Source organism: Microbacterium sp. ET2 (assembly GCF_030347395.1).
Taxonomy (GTDB): domain Bacteria; phylum Actinomycetota; class Actinomycetes; order Actinomycetales; family Microbacteriaceae; genus Microbacterium; species Microbacterium albipurpureum.
Genome location: NZ_CP128170.1, coordinates 2,450,235 through 2,467,170 on the forward strand (window position 1 = coordinate 2,450,235; position 16,936 = coordinate 2,467,170).

Annotated in this window: 19 protein-coding genes; 9 read left to right on the forward strand and 10 right to left on the reverse strand. The window is 68.4% G+C overall.

Annotated features, from left to right (window positions below; all coding sequences use genetic code 11):
* Positions 1-51 precede the first annotated feature (51 nt).
* Complete coding sequence (locus tag QSU92_RS11960; RefSeq protein ID WP_289262133.1) at positions 52-882, forward strand: tryptophan-rich sensory protein; 831 nt, start codon at positions 52-54, stop codon at positions 880-882.
* A gap of 13 nt (positions 883-895) precedes the next feature.
* Here QSU92_RS11960 and QSU92_RS11965 read toward each other — a convergent pair whose 3' ends face one another.
* Positions 896-1,099: a glycine zipper domain-containing protein gene (locus QSU92_RS11965; RefSeq protein ID WP_289262135.1), complete on the reverse strand. Its 204-nt coding sequence runs from the start codon at positions 1,097-1,099 to the stop codon at positions 896-898.
* Between the two features lie 9 nt (positions 1,100-1,108).
* A complete protein-coding gene (locus QSU92_RS11970; RefSeq protein WP_289262137.1) occupies positions 1,109-1,972 on the reverse strand; it encodes an alpha/beta fold hydrolase in 864 nt (287 codons plus the stop codon).
* A 122-nt stretch (positions 1,973-2,094) separates the two neighbouring features.
* Here QSU92_RS11970 and QSU92_RS11975 point away from each other — a divergent pair, with 122 nt between their 5' ends.
* Genes QSU92_RS11975 through QSU92_RS11990 form a run of 4 tightly spaced genes read left to right on the forward strand, consistent with a single transcriptional unit; the run spans position 2,095 to position 4,141 of the window.
* Positions 2,095-2,535 carry an ester cyclase gene (locus tag QSU92_RS11975; protein WP_289262139.1) on the forward strand — a complete coding sequence of 147 codons (441 nt, stop codon included), beginning with the start codon at positions 2,095-2,097 and terminating at the stop codon, positions 2,533-2,535.
* Entirely contained in the window at positions 2,532-2,990 is a 459-nt protein-coding gene (locus QSU92_RS11980; RefSeq protein ID WP_289262141.1) for a MarR family winged helix-turn-helix transcriptional regulator, read from the forward strand. The genes QSU92_RS11975 and QSU92_RS11980 overlap by 4 nt, the downstream gene beginning before the upstream one ends.
* Positions 2,987-3,703 carry a hypothetical protein gene (locus QSU92_RS11985; RefSeq protein WP_289262143.1) on the forward strand — a complete coding sequence of 239 codons (717 nt, stop codon included), beginning with the start codon at positions 2,987-2,989 and terminating at the stop codon, positions 3,701-3,703. Before QSU92_RS11980 ends, QSU92_RS11985 begins: the two co-directional genes overlap by 4 nt.
* A 9-nt stretch (positions 3,704-3,712) precedes the next feature.
* Positions 3,713-4,141 (forward strand): hypothetical protein, encoded by a 429-nt coding sequence (locus tag QSU92_RS11990; RefSeq protein WP_289262144.1) that lies wholly within the window; start codon positions 3,713-3,715, stop codon positions 4,139-4,141.
* Between the two features lie 253 nt (positions 4,142-4,394).
* Here the strand turns inward: QSU92_RS11990 and QSU92_RS11995 are convergent, their stop codons facing one another.
* Together QSU92_RS11995 and QSU92_RS12000 are read right to left on the reverse strand one after the other, a co-directional pair.
* Positions 4,395-4,562, reverse strand: a complete 168-nt coding sequence (locus QSU92_RS11995) for a hypothetical protein (protein ID WP_289262146.1) — start codon at positions 4,560-4,562, stop codon at positions 4,395-4,397.
* A 189-nt stretch (positions 4,563-4,751) separates the two neighbouring features.
* Complete coding sequence (locus tag QSU92_RS12000) at positions 4,752-6,197, reverse strand: HNH endonuclease signature motif containing protein (protein WP_289262148.1); 1,446 nt, start codon at positions 6,195-6,197, stop codon at positions 4,752-4,754.
* 178 nt (positions 6,198-6,375) lie between these two features.
* On the opposite strand from QSU92_RS12000, the gene QSU92_RS12005 reads away from it, so the two are divergent.
* Both QSU92_RS12005 and QSU92_RS12010 read left to right on the forward strand, forming a co-directional pair.
* On the forward strand, positions 6,376-7,044 hold the full coding sequence (locus QSU92_RS12005) for a hypothetical protein (protein WP_289262150.1): 669 nt from the start codon (positions 6,376-6,378) through the stop codon (positions 7,042-7,044).
* 1 nt (position 7,045) lies between these two features.
* Entirely contained in the window at positions 7,046-7,711 is a 666-nt protein-coding gene (locus QSU92_RS12010) for a hypothetical protein (protein WP_289262152.1), read from the forward strand.
* A 50-nt stretch (positions 7,712-7,761) separates the two neighbouring features.
* Here the strand turns inward: QSU92_RS12010 and QSU92_RS12015 are convergent, their stop codons facing one another.
* The 5 genes from QSU92_RS12015 to phnD all read right to left on the reverse strand — a co-directional run bounded on the left by QSU92_RS12015 (position 7,762) and on the right by phnD (position 13,503).
* The gene (locus QSU92_RS12015) at positions 7,762-8,709 is read right to left on the reverse strand and encodes a PaaX family transcriptional regulator (RefSeq protein WP_289262154.1); all 948 of its coding nucleotides are present in this window, start codon (positions 8,707-8,709) and stop codon (positions 7,762-7,764) included.
* 62 nt (positions 8,710-8,771) lie between these two features.
* The gene (locus tag QSU92_RS12020) at positions 8,772-10,022 is read right to left on the reverse strand and encodes a cytochrome P450 (protein WP_289262156.1); all 1,251 of its coding nucleotides are present in this window, start codon (positions 10,020-10,022) and stop codon (positions 8,772-8,774) included.
* 1 nt (position 10,023) lies between these two features.
* Complete coding sequence (phnE, locus tag QSU92_RS12025) at positions 10,024-11,664, reverse strand: phosphonate ABC transporter, permease protein PhnE (protein WP_289262157.1); 1,641 nt, start codon at positions 11,662-11,664, stop codon at positions 10,024-10,026.
* Positions 11,661-12,380, reverse strand: a complete 720-nt coding sequence (locus QSU92_RS12030) for a phosphonate ABC transporter ATP-binding protein (RefSeq protein WP_289265892.1) — start codon at positions 12,378-12,380, stop codon at positions 11,661-11,663. The genes phnE and QSU92_RS12030 overlap by 4 nt, the downstream gene beginning before the upstream one ends.
* A 115-nt stretch (positions 12,381-12,495) precedes the next feature.
* Positions 12,496-13,503 carry a phosphate/phosphite/phosphonate ABC transporter substrate-binding protein gene (gene phnD, locus QSU92_RS12035; protein ID WP_289262159.1) on the reverse strand — a complete coding sequence of 336 codons (1,008 nt, stop codon included), beginning with the start codon at positions 13,501-13,503 and terminating at the stop codon, positions 12,496-12,498.
* A gap of 285 nt (positions 13,504-13,788) precedes the next feature.
* On the opposite strand from phnD, the gene QSU92_RS12040 reads away from it, so the two are divergent.
* Positions 13,789-15,153 (forward strand): alpha/beta hydrolase family protein, encoded by a 1,365-nt coding sequence (locus QSU92_RS12040; RefSeq protein ID WP_289262160.1) that lies wholly within the window; start codon positions 13,789-13,791, stop codon positions 15,151-15,153.
* Between the two features lie 141 nt (positions 15,154-15,294).
* Here the strand turns inward: QSU92_RS12040 and QSU92_RS12045 are convergent, their stop codons facing one another.
* Positions 15,295-15,861: a TetR/AcrR family transcriptional regulator gene (locus tag QSU92_RS12045; RefSeq protein ID WP_289262162.1), complete on the reverse strand. Its 567-nt coding sequence runs from the start codon at positions 15,859-15,861 to the stop codon at positions 15,295-15,297.
* A gap of 98 nt (positions 15,862-15,959) precedes the next feature.
* Here QSU92_RS12045 and QSU92_RS12050 point away from each other — a divergent pair, with 98 nt between their 5' ends.
* Positions 15,960-16,925: an alpha/beta hydrolase family protein gene (locus QSU92_RS12050; protein ID WP_289262167.1), complete on the forward strand. Its 966-nt coding sequence runs from the start codon at positions 15,960-15,962 to the stop codon at positions 16,923-16,925.
* The last annotated feature ends 11 nt before the right edge of the window (positions 16,926-16,936 follow it).

Genomic DNA, 16,936 nt, shown 5'->3' on the forward strand with positions numbered 1-16,936 from the left:
TGAGCGCCCGGTGTCCGGCGGAGCGTTCGACGCCACGAGCAAGGAGTCAGGATGTCCAGCAAGACCGCCTCTCACACGACCACCGAGCCCACGACCCGCACGAGGGCGATTGCGCGTCAGATCATCATCCTCGTCAGTTCGATCCTCGCGATCGTGGCGGCCTTCATCGGCTCGGGCGTGTTCTTCGGGACCCCGATCCAAGACGCCGCGGGCGGGTTCCTCGACTCCGATTCCACGCTCATCGCCCCCGGCACCGGGGCGTTCCGCATCTGGAGCGTCATCTACACCGGAATGCTCGCGTACGCCATCTGGCAGGCTCTGCCCGCGCAGCGCTTCGATGAGCGGCAGCAGCGGATCGGCTGGTGGGTCGCCGCATCCCTCATCCTCAACGCCGTCTGGATCGGCGTCGTTCAGCTGAACCTGCTGGCCCTGAGCCTTCCGGTGATCGTCCTGCTGCTGGTGGTGCTGTGCCGGATCTTCGTGATCCTGCGTCAGACGCGCCCGAAGAACAAGGTCGAGGTCGTCGTCGCCGACGGCGCGATCGGCCTCTATCTCGGCTGGGTCATCATCGCCACCGCCGCCAACGCGACGGCGATCTTCTACGCGGTCGGCTTCGACGGCTTCGGCATCGCGCCCGAGATCTGGTCGTCGTTCGTGCTCGTCGTCGCGGCGGCGGTCGGCATCGCGCTGGCCTTCTGGGGAGGTGGACGGATCGCTCCGGCGCTCTCCCTGAGCTGGGGTGTCGCGTGGGTCGCCATCGCGCGGTTCACCGACGAGCCCTTCTCACCGCCGACGGGCGTGGCGGCGATCGTCGCTGTCGTCCTGATCGTCGTGGCGACCCTCGTCGCGCGCGTGCGGCACGACCGCGCGGCGCGTCGCTGACCCCTGCCGGTCGCTACCGTCCCTCCTCGGCCTCGTCGTCGTCTTCCGACGTCGAGCGGGCGTCGATGGCCGCGCCGATCGCGATGCCGAACACCAGCCCGAGCCCCGCTCCGGTCGCGATGTTGTCGAACAGCAGCATCCCGATGACGGCGCCGAAGGGGAGGCCGAGGGCGATCCCCAGGCCCATGCCGTTTCGCGACTTCCCCTCATCCGCCATCCGGCGAGCCTAGCCGGCCTCGACGATCCGCTCCAGGATCTCCGCCCGTCGCGTGACGGCGATGAAGTGCCCCTCACCGGGCCATCGGATGAGTCGGCCATGCATCAACCGCGCCGCGAGCTCCTCGGCCCACTCCGGTTCGATCAGCTGGTCGGCACTGCCCTGGTGGACGTCTACGGGCACGGTGACGCCCTCGGGCGCGAACCCCCACGGGGCCACGAACACCCGATACTCGTCCGTCGCGCCGCCTAGGTCGTCCATCGCCCCGAGCGCCGAGGACACGAACCAGTCTTCGTGCGCGTGGATCACCGCCTGGTCGGTGGCGTCCAGGACCCGAGCGGATGCCGCGGCGAACCGATCCGGCACGTGCCGTCCCATCCGCCTCGCGGCGGCGAAGTAAGCGTGCGCGAGGGTCGGTGCATGCTCCGACAGGGCAGCCAGGCGCCGATCGGGTCGATTCAGATGTGCGCGGTTCTGCGGGTCGTCCAGCGGGAGCGCGCCGGCGATGACCGCCGCGCGCGTGATGCGCTCGGGCAGTTCGTGGGCGATGGCCAGGGCGTACTGACCGCCTTCCGACCATCCCATGACCGCACAGCTCGCGATTCCCAGGTGGTCGAGCAGAGGGCGCACGTCCCTCTGGACCCACGGCAGCATCCCGGAGTGGCGTGCTCGCGAGGTGCCCCCGACTCCGGGGCGGTCGGGGGAGACGATCCGGATGCCGCGCTCGCGCGCGACCCCGTCGGTGAGGGCGACGTCGCGGCCGTCCATCAGTCCGCCGTGACAGTTGAGCACCACGGTGGTGGCGTCCGGATCGCCGAACTCCCACCATGCCACGGTGCGGCCCTCGGGGAGTTCGATCGCCATCTCGTTCATCGACCACCTCGTCGCTGGAGCACCGTCGGGTCGGCGCTGTCGCGCTCACTCTATGTCCCCGCCACCAAGGCAATGTCGTGATCCTGATACATTGTGAAGCAGATACACGAAATGGAGACATGATGACTGATTCGACGCACCCGAACATCACCCTGCTGCGAACCGGGCTCGACCTCGTCGCCGCTGGCAGGTCGGACGACGTCGTTCCCCTCCTCACCGACGATTTCCGCATCACCGTCCACGGTGCACCTGAGACTCTCGTCGGTCGTGAGGCCTGGCTCGGCAATGTCGCGATCATGAATGCATCCTTCTCAGACCTGACGCTCGATATCCGACACGAGCTCGCCGATGGCGACCTGGTTGCCTTCAACATCACGTACACCGCTCGTCACACCGGCGACTTCCTCGGGATTCCGGCTACGGGCCGCACGGTGTCGTGGCAGAGCCTCGAGCACTATCGCGTGAGGGATGGGCTCATCACCGAGGAGTGGATCGCCTCCGACATCTCCACGCTTCTGGGCCAGCTCGCCCCGCATACCGCCGTGGTTGAGGATGCGCGTTGAGCGACGCCCTTCGCATCCTCGACGGCGTGATGCGCCTGGCCGAACTCGTGCAACGCGACATGGCCGAGCCCTTCGCGGGCACGTCGTTGACGGTGTCTCGCGCCGCCCTTCTCTGGGTTCTCCAATCGACGGGGCCCTCGACGCAGCAGGCGCTGGCGACGGCGCTGAAGGTCAGCCCCCGCAACGTGACCGGACTGGTGGATGCGCTGGAGGCGAGCGGGCATGTAGAGCGCGCACCTCATCCGACCGACCGGCGGGCGACGCTCGTCACCCTCACCGGGCTCGGCCTCGACGTCATGCAGCAGATGGTCGCTCAACGCGAGCAGATGGCCGACGACCTCGTCGCCGAACTCGCACCGGCCGAGGAGGCGGCGCTCGCCGCGGGCCTGAAGAAGCTGGCGGACCGCTACGAGATCATGCTCGCCGCGGCGCGCGAGCGGAAGGATATGCCGTGACATCCGCATCTGTTCCGGCGTCCGCCACCGCGACGGAGGCGGCCGTGTCGGGTCCCGCCTTTCCCGAGGAGACGCGAGGCGATCGCGCGAAACGCCTCGCGCGGCGTGCGGCCCAGATGGAAGCGGCGGGATGGGTCAGCCTCGCTCGGCTCATCTTCTTCCGACCGCGGGTCCCGGCGGGAGCGGTCGCGGTTCCCTATCACCGGCCCGTCACCGGCATCCTCACCATCTTCATCGTGCTGTCGGCGCTCGAGGTCCCGATCATAGATCTGATCGTGCATCCCTGGCCGTTCGTGCGCATTCCTCTCCTGATCCTCGGGATCTGGGGTGTCGTCTTCATGCTCGGGATGCTGGCGGGCTATCTCACGCGTCCGCACGCCGTCGGTCCGGGTGGCCTCCGCATCCGGCAGAGCACCGACCTGGAGATCGCGCTCACCTGGGATGACGTCCTCTCGGTCGCCCGCCGGCGCGAGGTCCGGCACAAGGGTCCGAAGTTCACGCCCGGACGAACGGATGACACGTGGACCGTGCACCTGCCGATGCAGGATGAGACCAACCTCGCGGTCGAACTCGAGCGTCCGATCGATGTGGCGATGCCGCAGGGTGTTGTGCGTGTCGATGAGATCCGTTTCTGGGCCGACGATCCCGCGGTGTTCATGCAGGCGGCGCGCCCGCACCTCGAGGCTGCGACTCCGTCTGCCGCTGATCGTTAGTCTCGGCGCATGCCCCTCGTTCGTCGAAGCGTTGCAGCCGTCGGCACGATCACCCTCGCTCTCGTGCTTGCGGGATGCTCCCTCGACACCGTCGTCTGGGGACCGGAGGGTGCGGCGGTCATCCGGCAGGCCGACCGGGTCATCGCCGCCGGTGCGTCGGAAGACGCGGCCGCCGTCGCCTGCGACGACAGCGGTGCCGACTTCGGGGAGTCCGCCGATTGGCGAGGGCTGGAGCCCGGCGAACCCGAGCGCTTCGACCCGGGCAGCTGGCGCTCCGACCCGGTGCCCCTCGACGCCGAATGGATCATCAATCTGGAGCTCGACGGATCCCGCGTCTCGGAGGGCCTCAGGTTCCCCGGCGATGTGCTGTTCGGCGAGCACGACGGGGAGCTGTGCGTGATCGATGTCCTGTGGTCGACGATCGACTCGGTCGGGTGACCCGCACGCTGCAGACACGTGGCCCCCTCGAGCGCACGTCTGGCGAGGGGCGCTCGAGAGGGCGGGACTTCACGGGCACAAGCGGCGAACGGGGGGAGTTCGCGCGTCACCGCGCGCTGGGGGTGTGCGCGCGGGCGTTGCCTGACCGGGGGAGTCCTCGCTAAGCGTAGGCCCCGAGCCTGAGAGCGCCTCTTCGCACCCTCGCCTGTTCGCACATTCGTAACAATCGGATGCCACGGGGCCCGCCCGTTCGTCAGTGCGTCGGTGCGCTGCGTGCCGAGATCGCCCTCGCTGGCGCGACGGGGCGCTCGTGCTGGTCGGCGACCGAGATGCTGCGGCCGACGAGAAGCCCCGCGGTGATCGAGAGGGCGATCCAGGCCACGACCGCGACGATGGCGATGATGAGGAGGGTGGTGACCATAAGACTCTCCTTTGAGTCTCGGTGGTGCTTCCGGACGGGTTGCGTCCCACGATAGGGCCGCGGAAGGCATGTGGGCCGCTCATCGAGCCAGTCCTGTGGAAATGTTGAGGAATCCGTACGGGGAAGAACGGTCGGTGTGCGCCGGGCGACAACGGGTTGCCCTGGGCCACGAGACTCATCTCGATCCCCTCAGAAGGGCGCGACGGTGAGTTCGCCGTCGTCGGTGGGGACGAACGCGACGCGTGAGGGTGGGTGGCTGTCGTAGGTCTTCCCGCCGGGGCTGGTGAACTTCAGCACCCCGCCGGGCAGCTGTTCGACATGCCAGTTCGTCGCATGCTTCAACGTGTGGTGTCGGGCGCATTCGTTGCACAGGTTGTCGTTGCAGCTGGGCCCGCCGAGCGCGAAGTCCTTCGAGTGGTCGATGTGGCAGAGCTTCGCCGGCCTGCGGCATCCCGGTGTTCGGCAGGTGACGTCGCGGGCGTTGAGGTACCGGGTTTGGGATGGATGAAGTTGATACCGGTCCACCGCGGTCACGACCCCGCTGATGGGGTCGGTCATCACCCGTTCCCACACTCTCGCCGTCCCGGCCATCCTTCGGGCTGTCTCCGGGTCGACCGGGGTGACCCCGTTCAACTCGGCCCCGGAGTTCGTCACTCCCGTCAACGTGGTGATGGGGATGGTCATCTGCACTTCGGCTCGGATGGCGCCGAGCCCGCCGGTGGCGGGGTCGGTGGGGTCGATCACCGGGGAGCCGGCCAGGAGCATGTCCAGGGCGAGGTCGCAGCGGATCTCGTCCAGCGACCGGTCATCGAACCACGGCTCAGCATTCTCAGCTGCGGCACGGTCGTCATCTCTGCTGCCGCCGCCGTCGCCCTCACCGTCCCCGCCACCGACTCCGAACGCGGCCCCGTTACCGCCCGCCTTCTCCGCCTCGGCCTTTGCGGCGGCGTGTGCGCGCCGCTTCTCCCGGTCCACGGTCTTGATCTCGGTGCCCTGGCCCGTGAGCCGGTTGTAGGCGCCGTGGATGTAGACGTTGCCGCCCACGATCGTCAGGGCCGACAGGGTGTCATCCAGGTCGGTGACCCACACCCGCCGTTCCCGAATGGCTTTGTCGTGTCGTTCCTGAATCGGCCGCGGGTCCAGCACCGCGGCGCGTTGGATGGCGTACTTCTTCGTCCGCGGCACCGTCTGCCGCTCCGCCTCCACCAGCACGATGCGTTCGAACGCGGCCCGGTCCGTGGCATCCTCGATCACCCGCCCGGCGTCCTGGATCACCTGCGCATGCGCCCGCGTGACCCGGCCCTCCGAAAGCGCCTCCATCGTCTGGGGGAACAGCTCGATCAGTTCGTGCGCGTCGTGCATCTGCGATTGCATCGACCGGTCGTTGACCCGGACGGCCATCCCGAGCTCCAGCGCCATGGACCGTAACGGCATGTCCCGCTCCCGCGACGACGCGGACCCGATCCGTGACCGCTGCTCCAGCGTCAGCGCGTACGCGTCGGCCAGCAGCCGGGTCTTCTTCGCGGCAAGCTTCGCCTCCGCACGCTGCAGCTTCGCCAGCTCATCCGCGAACACCCCGGCGCGCTTGTCCTCCGCCCGCCGCCGCTTCTCGTCCGCGTCCACTGGAATCCCCATCTCGATGACCTACCCCCATCATCGCAGGGGGTTCCGACATTCGGGTTTGCGCATGACAACTCTGTATAGAACAAAAATCCAAACCCAGCATCCCTCACCCCCACCCCTGACGAATGTCACCCCAGAACGTGTCACCCCGACACTGCCGCCGCAGGCCGTCATCCGGTGCGATGGATGCATGCCTACAACGCAAGCCGTCCCCGCCGTCGCGCCGTCGAAGAGCACCCCCTTCTTCCGCCGTCCCTTCCGCATCATCCGCGAGAACGCCCGCGTCTACGGCCTTCTCAATCTCGCCGCGTACGGCCTCCTCGCGATCGGATTCGCAGTGGGCATGATCTTCCCCGAGCTGCCCGCCGCCCGTGCCCAGACCCTCGAGACCGACGGCACGAGCGACCTCATCAGCTCAGTTCTCGGATCGGCGCCGCTGTTCGCACTGCTGATCTTCGCGGTGAATGTGTTCCGCCTGAGCCTGGCGACCATCATCCTGCCGTCGCTCATCGTGCCCTTCGCGGGACTGGCCTTCTTCGGGTACTGGGCCGTCGAGACCGGGATCACCCTCGTGCAGTCGACGCCAGTCGGCTGGGTGGCGATGATTCCGCACCTTCTCACCGTGCTCATCGAGCTGCAGGCGTACGTGCTGATCCTCCTCGGCGCCTACCTCCTCGGCCGCAACTGGCTCCGCCCGAAGCTGATCGGTGCGCCCACCCGACGCCGCGGCTATCTCGAGGGGCTGAAGAGCATCGGCTTCCTGTCGCTTCCCGCGCTGGCGCTTCTCGTCATCGGCGCCATCTGGGAGGCGTACTCGCTCCTCTACCTCGTCCACCCGCTCAGCCAGCTCCTTCTCTGACATGTCCTCCGACAAGAACACGCCCTCGTGGCGCGCCCGCCTCGCCGAGCGCCGCGCGAAGCCCGGCGACGGGCGTCCGCTGCCGCCGTTCCGCTGGTGGCACACTCTCGGCCGGTCGCTGTTCCTCCTCGACCTCACCACCGCCGAGGGAGTCGGAACCACCTTCGCCGTCGACGTCCGACAACTGGGTGACCGCGACGACGGCGAGGTACGCGCCCGGCTCTACCGCGACGGCCGCCAGACCGCGGTGTCGAAGCTCCCCGCGAGGTTCGCGGTCCCCGGTGGTCACATCGAGGTCGCCGCCCGCTCGTCCGGGCTTCGTCGCTGCCATTTCGTTCCGGATGCCGGTGAGGAACGTCAACTCACCCCTCATCCTCGCTCGGCCGAGGGCCTGCGGGCACGTCTTCATCACCGGCATCCGGTCCTGAGCACCGTGATCGGCGTCATCGCCACACTCGTCGCGCTCGTCGGCGTGTGCATCACCGTGCCGCAGATCATCGAGACGATCTCGCAGGTGCCGGCGATCGCCGACAACATCGGTACGTTCGCGTCGCCGATTCATCTTCCGCCCGCCCTGAACGTCATCGTGACCATCGCCGTGGTCCTCGCCAGCACCGAGCGCGCCCTCCGCCTCCGCTCGTCGTGGCTCGATGATCTGGCCACCTGACATCGACCCGCGACCGCCCTACACCGTCGCGGGTGATGGGTCCGCCCGGCTCAGTGCCCCGTCGGGTGCTCCGGAGCGGAGTGGCGATACCCGGCGAACGTGTGGTGCGACACATGTGCCTCCAGCTCGGGGGCGTGAATCCGCAGGACCGCGCGAAATGCCTCCTCGGCAGCAGCGCCCGTCCCGTCGTAGACCGTGGAGCACACCTCGAGCGCACGGGCGAACGGAACGCGATCCGAGAGGAGTTCGGCGGGAAGCATCGGATCGGTGTGTCGCAGCCCGCGCCAGTCGCGCATGATCGAGGTTCGCAGCAGCAGCGCCTCCCCGGGTTCGACGGGAGGCTCGGCGTCGGCCCCCGCTCGATCGACGCGGGCGGCATCTCCGGCCCACCGCTCGATGAAACGCTCATAATCCGTCGCCACGTCGTCGAGCGCGAAGGCGGTGCGCGCGAACTCATTGAGATCGTCGGCCGCGATGCGGGCGCCGGAGAACGCGACGATGCGGCCCTCGCCGAGTGGCTGGATCGCCGACCTGATCTCCGCGACGCGTGGCAGGGCGTCACCGGGTCGCACCCACAGACCGTCATGGATGCTGCCGAACCGCGCCTGACGGAGCTGTTCGCGCAGGGTCGCCCGCAATCCCCGCTGCTCCTCCGGGAGCGAATAGCTGACGAGAGTCCACGTGCCGTCCCAGGCGGGGGAGAGGTGACTGCGGAAAAGGATCTGCACGTGCGCGTCGACGCTCGCCTGGCTCATCGGCGAGACCGCGTACAGCGTGGCACGGCCGACCTTCCTCGGTACGAGGAAGCCACGTCGAGCCAGCCGCTGGACAGCGGCGCGTGCGGCGGCAGCCGAGACCCCGAACAGGTGAAGGAGCGCCACCAGCGCGGCGGAGGGCAACGGCTCGGTACGCAGGTGCCAGTAGTCGCCGAGAAGCACGGTCAGGAGCTGCTGTGATCGCGCTCCCTGCTGGTCGCGGGGCAACAGACGATCGACCATAACGGAATTGTGCCAGGCGATACGGTGGGTCCCGGCCGCTCGAGATCGCGTGCTGTCGGCGCTCAGCGCGCTTCGACGCGCAGCGGCACGGAGCGCGGACCGTACTCGAGCCAGTTCATCATCTCCACCTCTCCGGCCAGGGAGAACGAGCGCGTGCGGGCGAGCAGTGTCTCGAGCGCGACGAGCAGCTCCAGACGTCCCAGCGTTGCTGCCGGGCACCGATGTGCACCACGACCGAACGCCAGGTGCGAATTGTTCTTGCGATGCAGCACGAACGTGTCGGGGTCGTCGAAGACCTCGGGGTCGCGGTTCGCCGAGGGGAAGACCAGGGCGATCGGTTCCCGTTCGCGCACCAGTCGTCCGTGGACGACCAGGTCTTCGCGGGGTGTGCGGGCGAACACCCGATAGGGAGCGTGAAGCCGGAGGAACTCCTCGATCGCTGCCGGCAGGTCCTCCGGGTGCTCCCGGAGGTGCGACTGCAACTCGTCATCCTGCGCCAGGTGCACGATGCAGCTTCCAAGCACAGCCTGAGGAGCCGCCATGCCGGCGACGATCATCTGGCGGATCGTGGCGATGGCCGTGCGCTCGGTGATGTGATTCGACGAATCGAGCGCGGCGGCGTGAAGACTCGCCACGAGGTCTGTCGTCGGGTCGGGCTCTTCCGCCAGCCGGCGGCGGTACACGTCCTCGGCGATCTCGTAGAGTTCCGCGCTGCATTCGGCGATCACGGGATCATCCATGTCCTGGATGGCGAATCCGTAGCGCACACCGATGTCCCGGATCCGACGCGCGAGCTCGGCGGTGACGCCGAGGTACGAGGCGAAGCAGTCCACCACGAAGGGCGCGGCGAAGTCAGCCACCCCGTCGGCTCTCCCCGTCGCGATCATCCCGCTGACCAGCTCATCGGCGCTGGCCCGGAATTCCGGCTCATGTCGGGCGACGATGCTCCTTCGGAGCACCGGGTCGATGGCCTCACGGTAGGCGGTGTGCTCGGGCGGATCGAAATGCAGAGGCGGCCGCCGGGATGAGCGAGGAACATGCGGCACCACGTTCTGCACCGAGGTGATGAAGCGTTCGTCCTGCGTCACGCTCACCACGTCCTCGTACGTCGTGGCGGCCCAGAACCCGCCGAACTCCTCACTCCACGGGAACGGGTTGTCCGTGCGAAGACGGGCGTAGTCGGTGTGCGCGCTCCCGAAGGTCTCGTCGAGCGCCGGCGCCCACTCGCTGTCTCGCTCGCCTCGTGTGCGGGCATCGACACCTGTCGCCCGCGCCTCGGCCGCGGCTGCGGCCGCGTAGGGACATCCGGTCATGTCAGATCACCTTTCTGCGGGCCCAGCCGGCGACGGCTTCGAGGGCGACCACGACCACGACCAGGGCGATGAGGATGCCGGCGGTGACGTCGTAATGGAGGGTGGCGACGGACTCGTCGAGCAGGAAGCCGATACCGCCCGCCCCGACGATCCCGAGAACGGCGGACTCCCGCAGTGCCAGATCGGATGTGAACAGGCTGTTGCCGATGAAGCTCGGCACGAATTGCGGCCACACTCCGCTGACGAACACCTGGAGCCTCGTCGCGCCGGTCGCCTCCAGCGCGCGAAGCGGCGCAGGGTCGACCCTCACGAGCGCATCGGTGAAGAACTTCGCCGCGAGCGCCGTGCACGAGATCGTCAGCGCGAGGAAGCCGGCGAAGGGGCCGAGGCCGAGGGCAGCGACGAAGAGCAGAGCGAAGATGATGTCGGGCACGCCGCGAAGCAGCACCATGAGGCCGCGAAGTGCGAGAGCGATCGGTTCGAACCGGATGAGATGCCGGGTGGAGAGCACGGCGATGACGAGCCCGATCACCACCCCGAACGCGGTGGCCGAGAACGCCATGATGACGCTCTCGAGAATGCCGTAGGCGATCGCCGGGGAGAAGGTGGGCGGGAAGAACCCGCCGAGCACACGGACGGTGTTGTCCCAGATCTGGGCCAGGCGTGGCGGGTCGGCCAGCACCTGGCCCAGAGAGACCAGGAAGACCAGGCCGACGGCGATTCCCGAACCGACGCGGAGAACTCGCGAGCGATTCCACCCGGGTGATCCAGCCCTCTTCTCGCGCCCGTAGAGCTGCGCGGCCGAGTGCTCACCGGCATGCTCCGACAGGGCGCGCTGGGCGACGTAGGCGAGGGCCTCCAGCGCGAGCAGAAGCAGGACGATGACGAGGATGATGCCGAGGGCGCGCCGGTAATCGAGGGAGCCGATCGCGGTCTGCAGGGCAAGTCCGAGGCCACCGGCTCCCACGAGGCCGAGCACGGCGGAGGCTCGGATGTTGATGTCGAGCCGGTACAACACGATCGAGGTCATGCTGGGAAGGGCGCGGCTGAGCGTCGTCGCGACGAAGTTCTGCGCACGTGTCGCCCCCACCGAGCGGATCGCATCCCGCGGCGCCGGGCCGAGCTCCTCGAAGACGTCGGCGAACATCTTGCCGATCATGCCGATGGAGTGGAAGGCGATGGCGAGCCCGCCGGCCAGCGGCCCGAGACCGACGATCCGCACCAGGATGAGAGCGAAGACCAGCGACGGGATGGCGCGGGTGACGATGATGAGGCCGCGGGCGAGCCAGGCGATCACGCGGGGGCCGGTGAAGTGACGGGATGCCGCGGCACCGAGGAAGACCGACAGGATCGTCGCGATCCCGGTGCCGGCGATGGCGATCCACAGCGTCTCGATCGCGAGGGACAGGAGGTTCCCCGGGTCGCCCGTGGTGGGCGGAACCATGCGCTGCAGAAGGCGCGCGATGTCTTCGAGACCGGAGAGGAGGACCGCCGGACGGATGTCGAGCCACCAGATCGCGAAGACCGTGACGGCGAGGTAGGCGAGGGGGATCGCGATCGTCGCGGCGGACGGTCGCGGCGGCCGATCGCGGCGTCTGCCTGGAGCTTCCGCAGAAGGGCGCTCGAGGGTGGTGGACATCATTCGTCGGCAGCTCGCGCGTAGACGGCCCGGACCTCGGCCTCGGAGATGCTCGCGGTCGGGGCATCCAGGACGAAACGGCCGTCTCGAACGGCGACGACCCGATCGGAGACCGCGAAGGCCAATTCGACCTGATGCAGCGAGCAGATGACGGTGAAGCCGTCCTCAGCACTCAGTGCGCGCAGCGTCTCCAGCACGCTGAGGCTGGCGTTCGGATCGAGGGACGCGACGGGCTCGTCGGCCAGGACGAGTTCGGCATCCTGCATCAGAGTGCGCGCGATCGCGACCCTCTGCTGCTGGCCGCCCGACAGGGTGTCGCTTCGCTGATACCGGAGGTCGGCCAGGCCGACCCGCTCCAGCTGTTCCGCGGCACGCGTCCTGAGCTCGCGGGGGTAGGTCGCGATGCCGTAGCGCGGCATCCGGAGCGACCCGAGCGCACCCATGAGCACGTTCTCCATCGCACTGAGCCGGCCCACAAGCCCGAACTGCTGGAAGACGAATCCGGTGCGTGCCCGCAGGCGCCGCAGCTCCTTCGGCCCACACGTCGCGGGGTTCACCCCCAGGACGGAGATCGTGCCGGCGGACGGGCGGTGGATGCCGTTGATCAGACGGAGCAGCGTGGACTTCCCCGCGCCGGACGGTCCGACGAGCGCGATGAACTGTCCGGGGAGGACGGTGAGATCCACTCCGTCGAGCACCGTCTTCTCGCCGAAGCGCATGCTCACGTCTCGCAGAGACACGCTCGCACAAGCCCCCGCGGTGGGCGTCGGCGCGGGTGCCGCCACCGGCCGCGGGTGGACGTCGGGAAGAGCGTGAGCGGATGTCACGGCCCGCTCATCCCTCGCTGCGGCAGACATCGGTCTCGAGAACATCGCAAATCGTGCCGATCACGTCGTAGTCCGAAGACTCGGCGGGCTCGAAGGCGAACGCCCCGGTGCCGCCCCACATGCAGGCCGTCTGTCCCGCGTACTCGTCGCCCCACTCGGGCGGAGCTTCGCGAGAGAAGTCGTCGCAGAGGCCGGCCTCGTAGGCGGTGACGGCGTTGTACTCCGTGACCGCTTCCACGATCTGCGCCTTGAGGTCGTCGCTCAGCCAGTCGCCGATCACGAGGGGAGTGCCGGGGATCGGATCCGACGTCCACACGGTCTCGGTGTCGCCCTCGGCGATGAGGCCGCGCTCGGGAAGGATCGTGGTGACGAATGTCTCGGCGACGAAAGCGATGTCGCAGTCTCCGGCGATCATCTGCGTCACTGCGACGTCGTGAGAGCCGACGAAGAGCGGGTTGATGCCGCTCTCGGGGTCGATGCCCGCCTCCTCCAGAGCGACGGCGGCCGTCAGGTAGCCCGTCGTGGATGCGGGGTCTGTGAAGCAGACGTTCTTCCCCGCGACATCGTCGATGCCGGTGATGTCCGAGCCGGGGGTCACGACGCCGATGGAGTTGACCGACCCCGAGCCCGGCTCGGGGGTGCGCTGATCTTTCGCGATCGGTGTGACCTCGGCGACGTCGGAGGCGAGGTAGTAGGAGAATGCGCCGTAGGTGGCGATGTCGACGCGTTCGGCGACCTGTGCCTCAATCACGCCGGCGTTGTTGGTGACGGCCTGGATGCTCGTCGGAATCCCGGTGACCTCCTCGATCGCCGCGACGATCGGTCGGAACGAGTTCTCGAGCTCCTCGCTGTCATCGGTCGGCACGACCGCGAAGACGAGCTCCGCAGGAGCATCCGACGACGTGTCACCGTCTCCGCCCCCGGCGTCGGGGCGTGCGTTCGGGCTCGCTCCGCATCCCGCCAGGAGAACCGCTGCGGCGACGGCTGTCGCCATCGCCATTGATGCCTTCTTCATCGCTGTGCCTTTCGATAGACCTCGACGTCTGCCGGTGGTGAGTGCCCCGTCACCGTGGGCACTTCATATGACGATCGATGACATAACTGTCGTCTGTTCTAGAGGAACACGAACCGTTGAGGATGTCAACAGTTTGTCCGACGGTGGTTGACATCACTCGCCCGAGCTGGAACGGTGTCATGCAACAGATCCGGTCGCGACGGCTAAGCAATGTGTCGCGTGATTTGGCGACTCACTGACGAGTGCCATAGCTCGACGCCGAGCGGTCGCCCACGAAGGGATGAGATGCGTTTCCATCGAAGTGCTGCGCTTGCCGTGGTCGCGTCGGCTGCACTGACTGTTTCCCTCACCTCGGCGGCGTCCGCAGCGGAAGCCGTACCGATCGAGACCCGGGGCGAGCTCCCTGGCGGCGGGCGCTACGTCGTGTACGAGCCGCTGTCGTGGAACGGCACGCTCCTCACCTGGAATCCTGGATACGGCGGGGGAGGGCCGGCGGCGTCCGCCGGTCCCTCGGCCGAAGCGGTGGCCTGGTTGACCGAGCAGGGCTACGCCGTCGCCGGCGTCTCGGCCGGCTCGGGATGGGCCGTGGAGGATCTGCTCGCAGCCGGACCTCAGGTCGTCGAGGTCGTCGAGGACAAGCTCGGCGACGCCGAGCATGTGATCGCGTGGGGCGCATCGATGGGAGGCCAGGTCTCGGTTGCGCTCATGGAGCAGTCGCCCGACGTCTTCGATGCTGCGCTGCCGCTGTGCGGCTCCATCGCGGGCGGGATTCCGATGCTGAATGCCGCGCTCGATGGCACCTACGCGCTGAAGACGCTGGTCGCGCCCGACGACGAGCGGCTCGAGTTGGTAGACGTCTCCGACGAGGGGGCGCGTCAAGCAGCGTTCCGCGAGGTGCTCGACTCAGCGCAGCAGACGCCCGAGGGCCGGGCACGGATTGCGCTGGCGGCGACGCTGGCGCAGATGCCGACCTGGTCTCAGGTCGGCACCGAGAAGCCGGCGCGCAACGACATCGCCACGCAGCAGGATCAGCTGTACCGCATCTTCCTCTGGGGCGTGGTCTCGCCGCGTCAGCCGCTCGAGCAGCGCGCCGGCGGGAACTTCTCGTGGAACACGGGCGTCGACTACGCCGACGCTCTGCGCGAGTCGGGCGGCACGACGCTCGTGCGCAAGCTCTACCGTGAAGCCGGAATCTCGCTCGACGACGACCTCGCGGCGTTGAACGCCGGTGATCGCATCGCCGCCGACCGCGACGCGGTCGCCTACATGCAGCAGAACGCCACTCCCACCGGCGCCATCTCGGGTCCGGTGCTCTCGATCCACGAGACCGGTGACGCCGCTCCGGTCGTACAGCAGGCCGCGACCTATGCCGAGCGGGTGAAACAGAACGGCGCGGGCCGCGATCTTCTGGCGCAGACCTTCGTCGATCGGCCGGGTCATTGCGCCTACGCCGACGCCGAGATCGCAGCGCTGGTCACGGCGATGCAGCAGCGCCTCGACACGGGCAGCTGGCGGAATTTCGCGAACCCGCATCAGCTGAACAAGACAGCCGATGCCGTCACTGCGGCCGACGGACTCGAACGCGGGGGCGAATTCACCCGTGAGAACCCTGACGAGATGGTGCGTTCCGAGCGCGAGCCCGACCTATAGGCTGATGCCGATGCCGCACCTGCCGTTCACAACGGTTCCGACCTGGGGGAAGTTCGAAGTTCGTCGGATGTCGGGTGTTCCCCGATCCTTCTGCGCGGACTAGCCCGTCGACAATGAGGAGAGATTGCTCCTCGGCGTAAGTCAGGAGCCGGATGACGCCAGCGCGCCGTCCACGAGAAGGTGCGCGAGGCGCTCCGGGTCGTACCCGGGAGCCGTGCCGCCGATGCAGAGGTTCCCGATCCCCCGCAGGAAGGCATATGCCTCGATGGGAGCGCCGTGCGGTGCGGCGGCGTCCAACAGATCGGCGCACACGGGTACGAGCCGGTCGGTGAGGGACTGGTGGAGCGCGCCGAAGCGCTCCGGGTGGCCCTGCAGGGCGTCGGCCAGGCCATGTTTGGTGACGAGGAACTCCACGAAGAGCGTCACCCAGGCGTGCAGTGCCGCGGCGGGGGTCGGGCTCTCGCGCAGCAATGCGGGCCCGGCTGCGGCCGCGGCATCCACCTGGTGCTGGTAGAGCGCCACGACCAGGTCGGCGCGGGTGGGGAAGTGGCGGTAGAGCGTGCCCATTCCCACCCCGGCCCGCTCCGCGACCGCCCGGACGGGCGCCTGGATGCCCGATTCGACGAACACCGCCGCGGCAGCCTCGAGGATCGCCTCCTCGTTGCGCTTCGCGTCACGGCGTCTACCGTGTGTCACGACTTCGGCCATCAGCCCTCCTTGCAAAACGGAACAACGTTCCGTATCGTTGCGGAACGATGCTCCGCTTAAGTATGGCGGAGTCACCGACATCCCGGAAATGAGACCTCGTGCACACCCCTGCCCCGCTTCACAACTCCACCATCGTCGCCGCCCTCGACACCGTGCTCGGTGCGCCGGCGCCCGTGGTCTCCGTCGCGCCCGTCACGCTTGCGGCGCCAGGGCGCCCCTTCCCGCTCGAGGTGAGGGTCTCGGCTCCCGCGCAGGGTCGTGATCTGCCGGTGCTGCTGTTCTCGCACGGAAACGGCTGGTCCCTCGACGGTTACGCTCCGCTCACGACCTCTTGGGCGTCGCAGGGGTTCGTCGTGGTCCAGCCCACGCACCTCGACTCCCGTCGGCTCGGTATCGGCGTCGACGACGACCGGTTCGGTTCGATCTGGCTGGAGCGTCGCGACGACCTCGCGAGAGTGCTCGACCAGCTCGACGTGATCGAGCAGTCGATACCCGGCCTGGCGGGTCGTATCGATCGATCCTCGGTCGTCGCGGCGGGGCACTCCTGGGGTGCGCACACCGTGCAGTTGCTCCTCGGTGCGCGCATCGTCGGCGCCGACGGCGTGGTCGGCCGCGATCACCGTGACGATCGCGTCGCCGCCGGCGTGCTCCTCGCGGCGACCGGGCTCGGGGGGGAGGAGCTGCATCCGTTCGCGAAGGCGCACTTCCCCTTCATGAACCCCTCCTTCGCCGAACTGACGACCCCGACTCTCGTCGTGGCGGGCGACCGCGATCAGTCCAAGATGTCGAGCCGGGGGCCGGACTGGTTCACCGATGCGTATGTCCACAGCGCCGGGGCGACCAACCTGCTCACGCTCTTCGGCGCCGAGCACTCGCTCGGGGGAATCCCGAGCTGGGAGGCGGCCGAGACCACCGACGAGGATCCCGAGCGCGTCGCCGTTCTCGCCCGCCTCTCGGCGGCCTACCTGCGTGCGGCCGCCGGCGGCGACCCGGGCGTGTGGCGGCAGGCTCGCGAGACCTTCGCGCGAGGTGGCGGTGCGATCGGCCGGATCGACAGCCGCTGAGCGCCGCCGGA

Coding starts and splice junctions, on each gene's coding strand:
- QSU92_RS11960 (WP_289262133.1), top strand. CDS start 52: ATGTCCAGCAAGACCGCCTCTCACACGACCACCGAGCCCACGACCCGC.
- QSU92_RS11965 (WP_289262135.1), bottom strand. CDS start 1,099: ATGGCGGATGAGGGGAAGTCGCGAAACGGCATGGGCCTGGGGATCGCC.
- QSU92_RS11970 (WP_289262137.1), bottom strand. CDS start 1,972: ATGAACGAGATGGCGATCGAACTCCCCGAGGGCCGCACCGTGGCATGG.
- QSU92_RS11975 (WP_289262139.1), top strand. CDS start 2,095: ATGACTGATTCGACGCACCCGAACATCACCCTGCTGCGAACCGGGCTC.
- QSU92_RS11990 (WP_289262144.1), top strand. CDS start 3,713: ATGCCCCTCGTTCGTCGAAGCGTTGCAGCCGTCGGCACGATCACCCTC.
- QSU92_RS11995 (WP_289262146.1), bottom strand. CDS start 4,562: ATGGTCACCACCCTCCTCATCATCGCCATCGTCGCGGTCGTGGCCTGG.
- QSU92_RS12000 (WP_289262148.1), bottom strand. CDS start 6,197: ATGGGGATTCCAGTGGACGCGGACGAGAAGCGGCGGCGGGCGGAGGAC.
- QSU92_RS12005 (WP_289262150.1), top strand. CDS start 6,376: ATGCCTACAACGCAAGCCGTCCCCGCCGTCGCGCCGTCGAAGAGCACC.
- QSU92_RS12010 (WP_289262152.1), top strand. CDS start 7,046: ATGTCCTCCGACAAGAACACGCCCTCGTGGCGCGCCCGCCTCGCCGAG.
- QSU92_RS12015 (WP_289262154.1), bottom strand. CDS start 8,709: ATGGTCGATCGTCTGTTGCCCCGCGACCAGCAGGGAGCGCGATCACAG.
- QSU92_RS12020 (WP_289262156.1), bottom strand. CDS start 10,022: ATGACCGGATGTCCCTACGCGGCCGCAGCCGCGGCCGAGGCGCGGGCG.
- phnE (WP_289262157.1), bottom strand. CDS start 11,664: ATGATGTCCACCACCCTCGAGCGCCCTTCTGCGGAAGCTCCAGGCAGA.
- QSU92_RS12030 (WP_289265892.1), bottom strand. CDS start 12,380: ATGCGCTTCGGCGAGAAGACGGTGCTCGACGGAGTGGATCTCACCGTC.
- phnD (WP_289262159.1), bottom strand. CDS start 13,503: ATGAAGAAGGCATCAATGGCGATGGCGACAGCCGTCGCCGCAGCGGTT.
- QSU92_RS12040 (WP_289262160.1), top strand. CDS start 13,789: ATGCGTTTCCATCGAAGTGCTGCGCTTGCCGTGGTCGCGTCGGCTGCA.
- QSU92_RS12045 (WP_289262162.1), bottom strand. CDS start 15,861: ATGGCCGAAGTCGTGACACACGGTAGACGCCGTGACGCGAAGCGCAAC.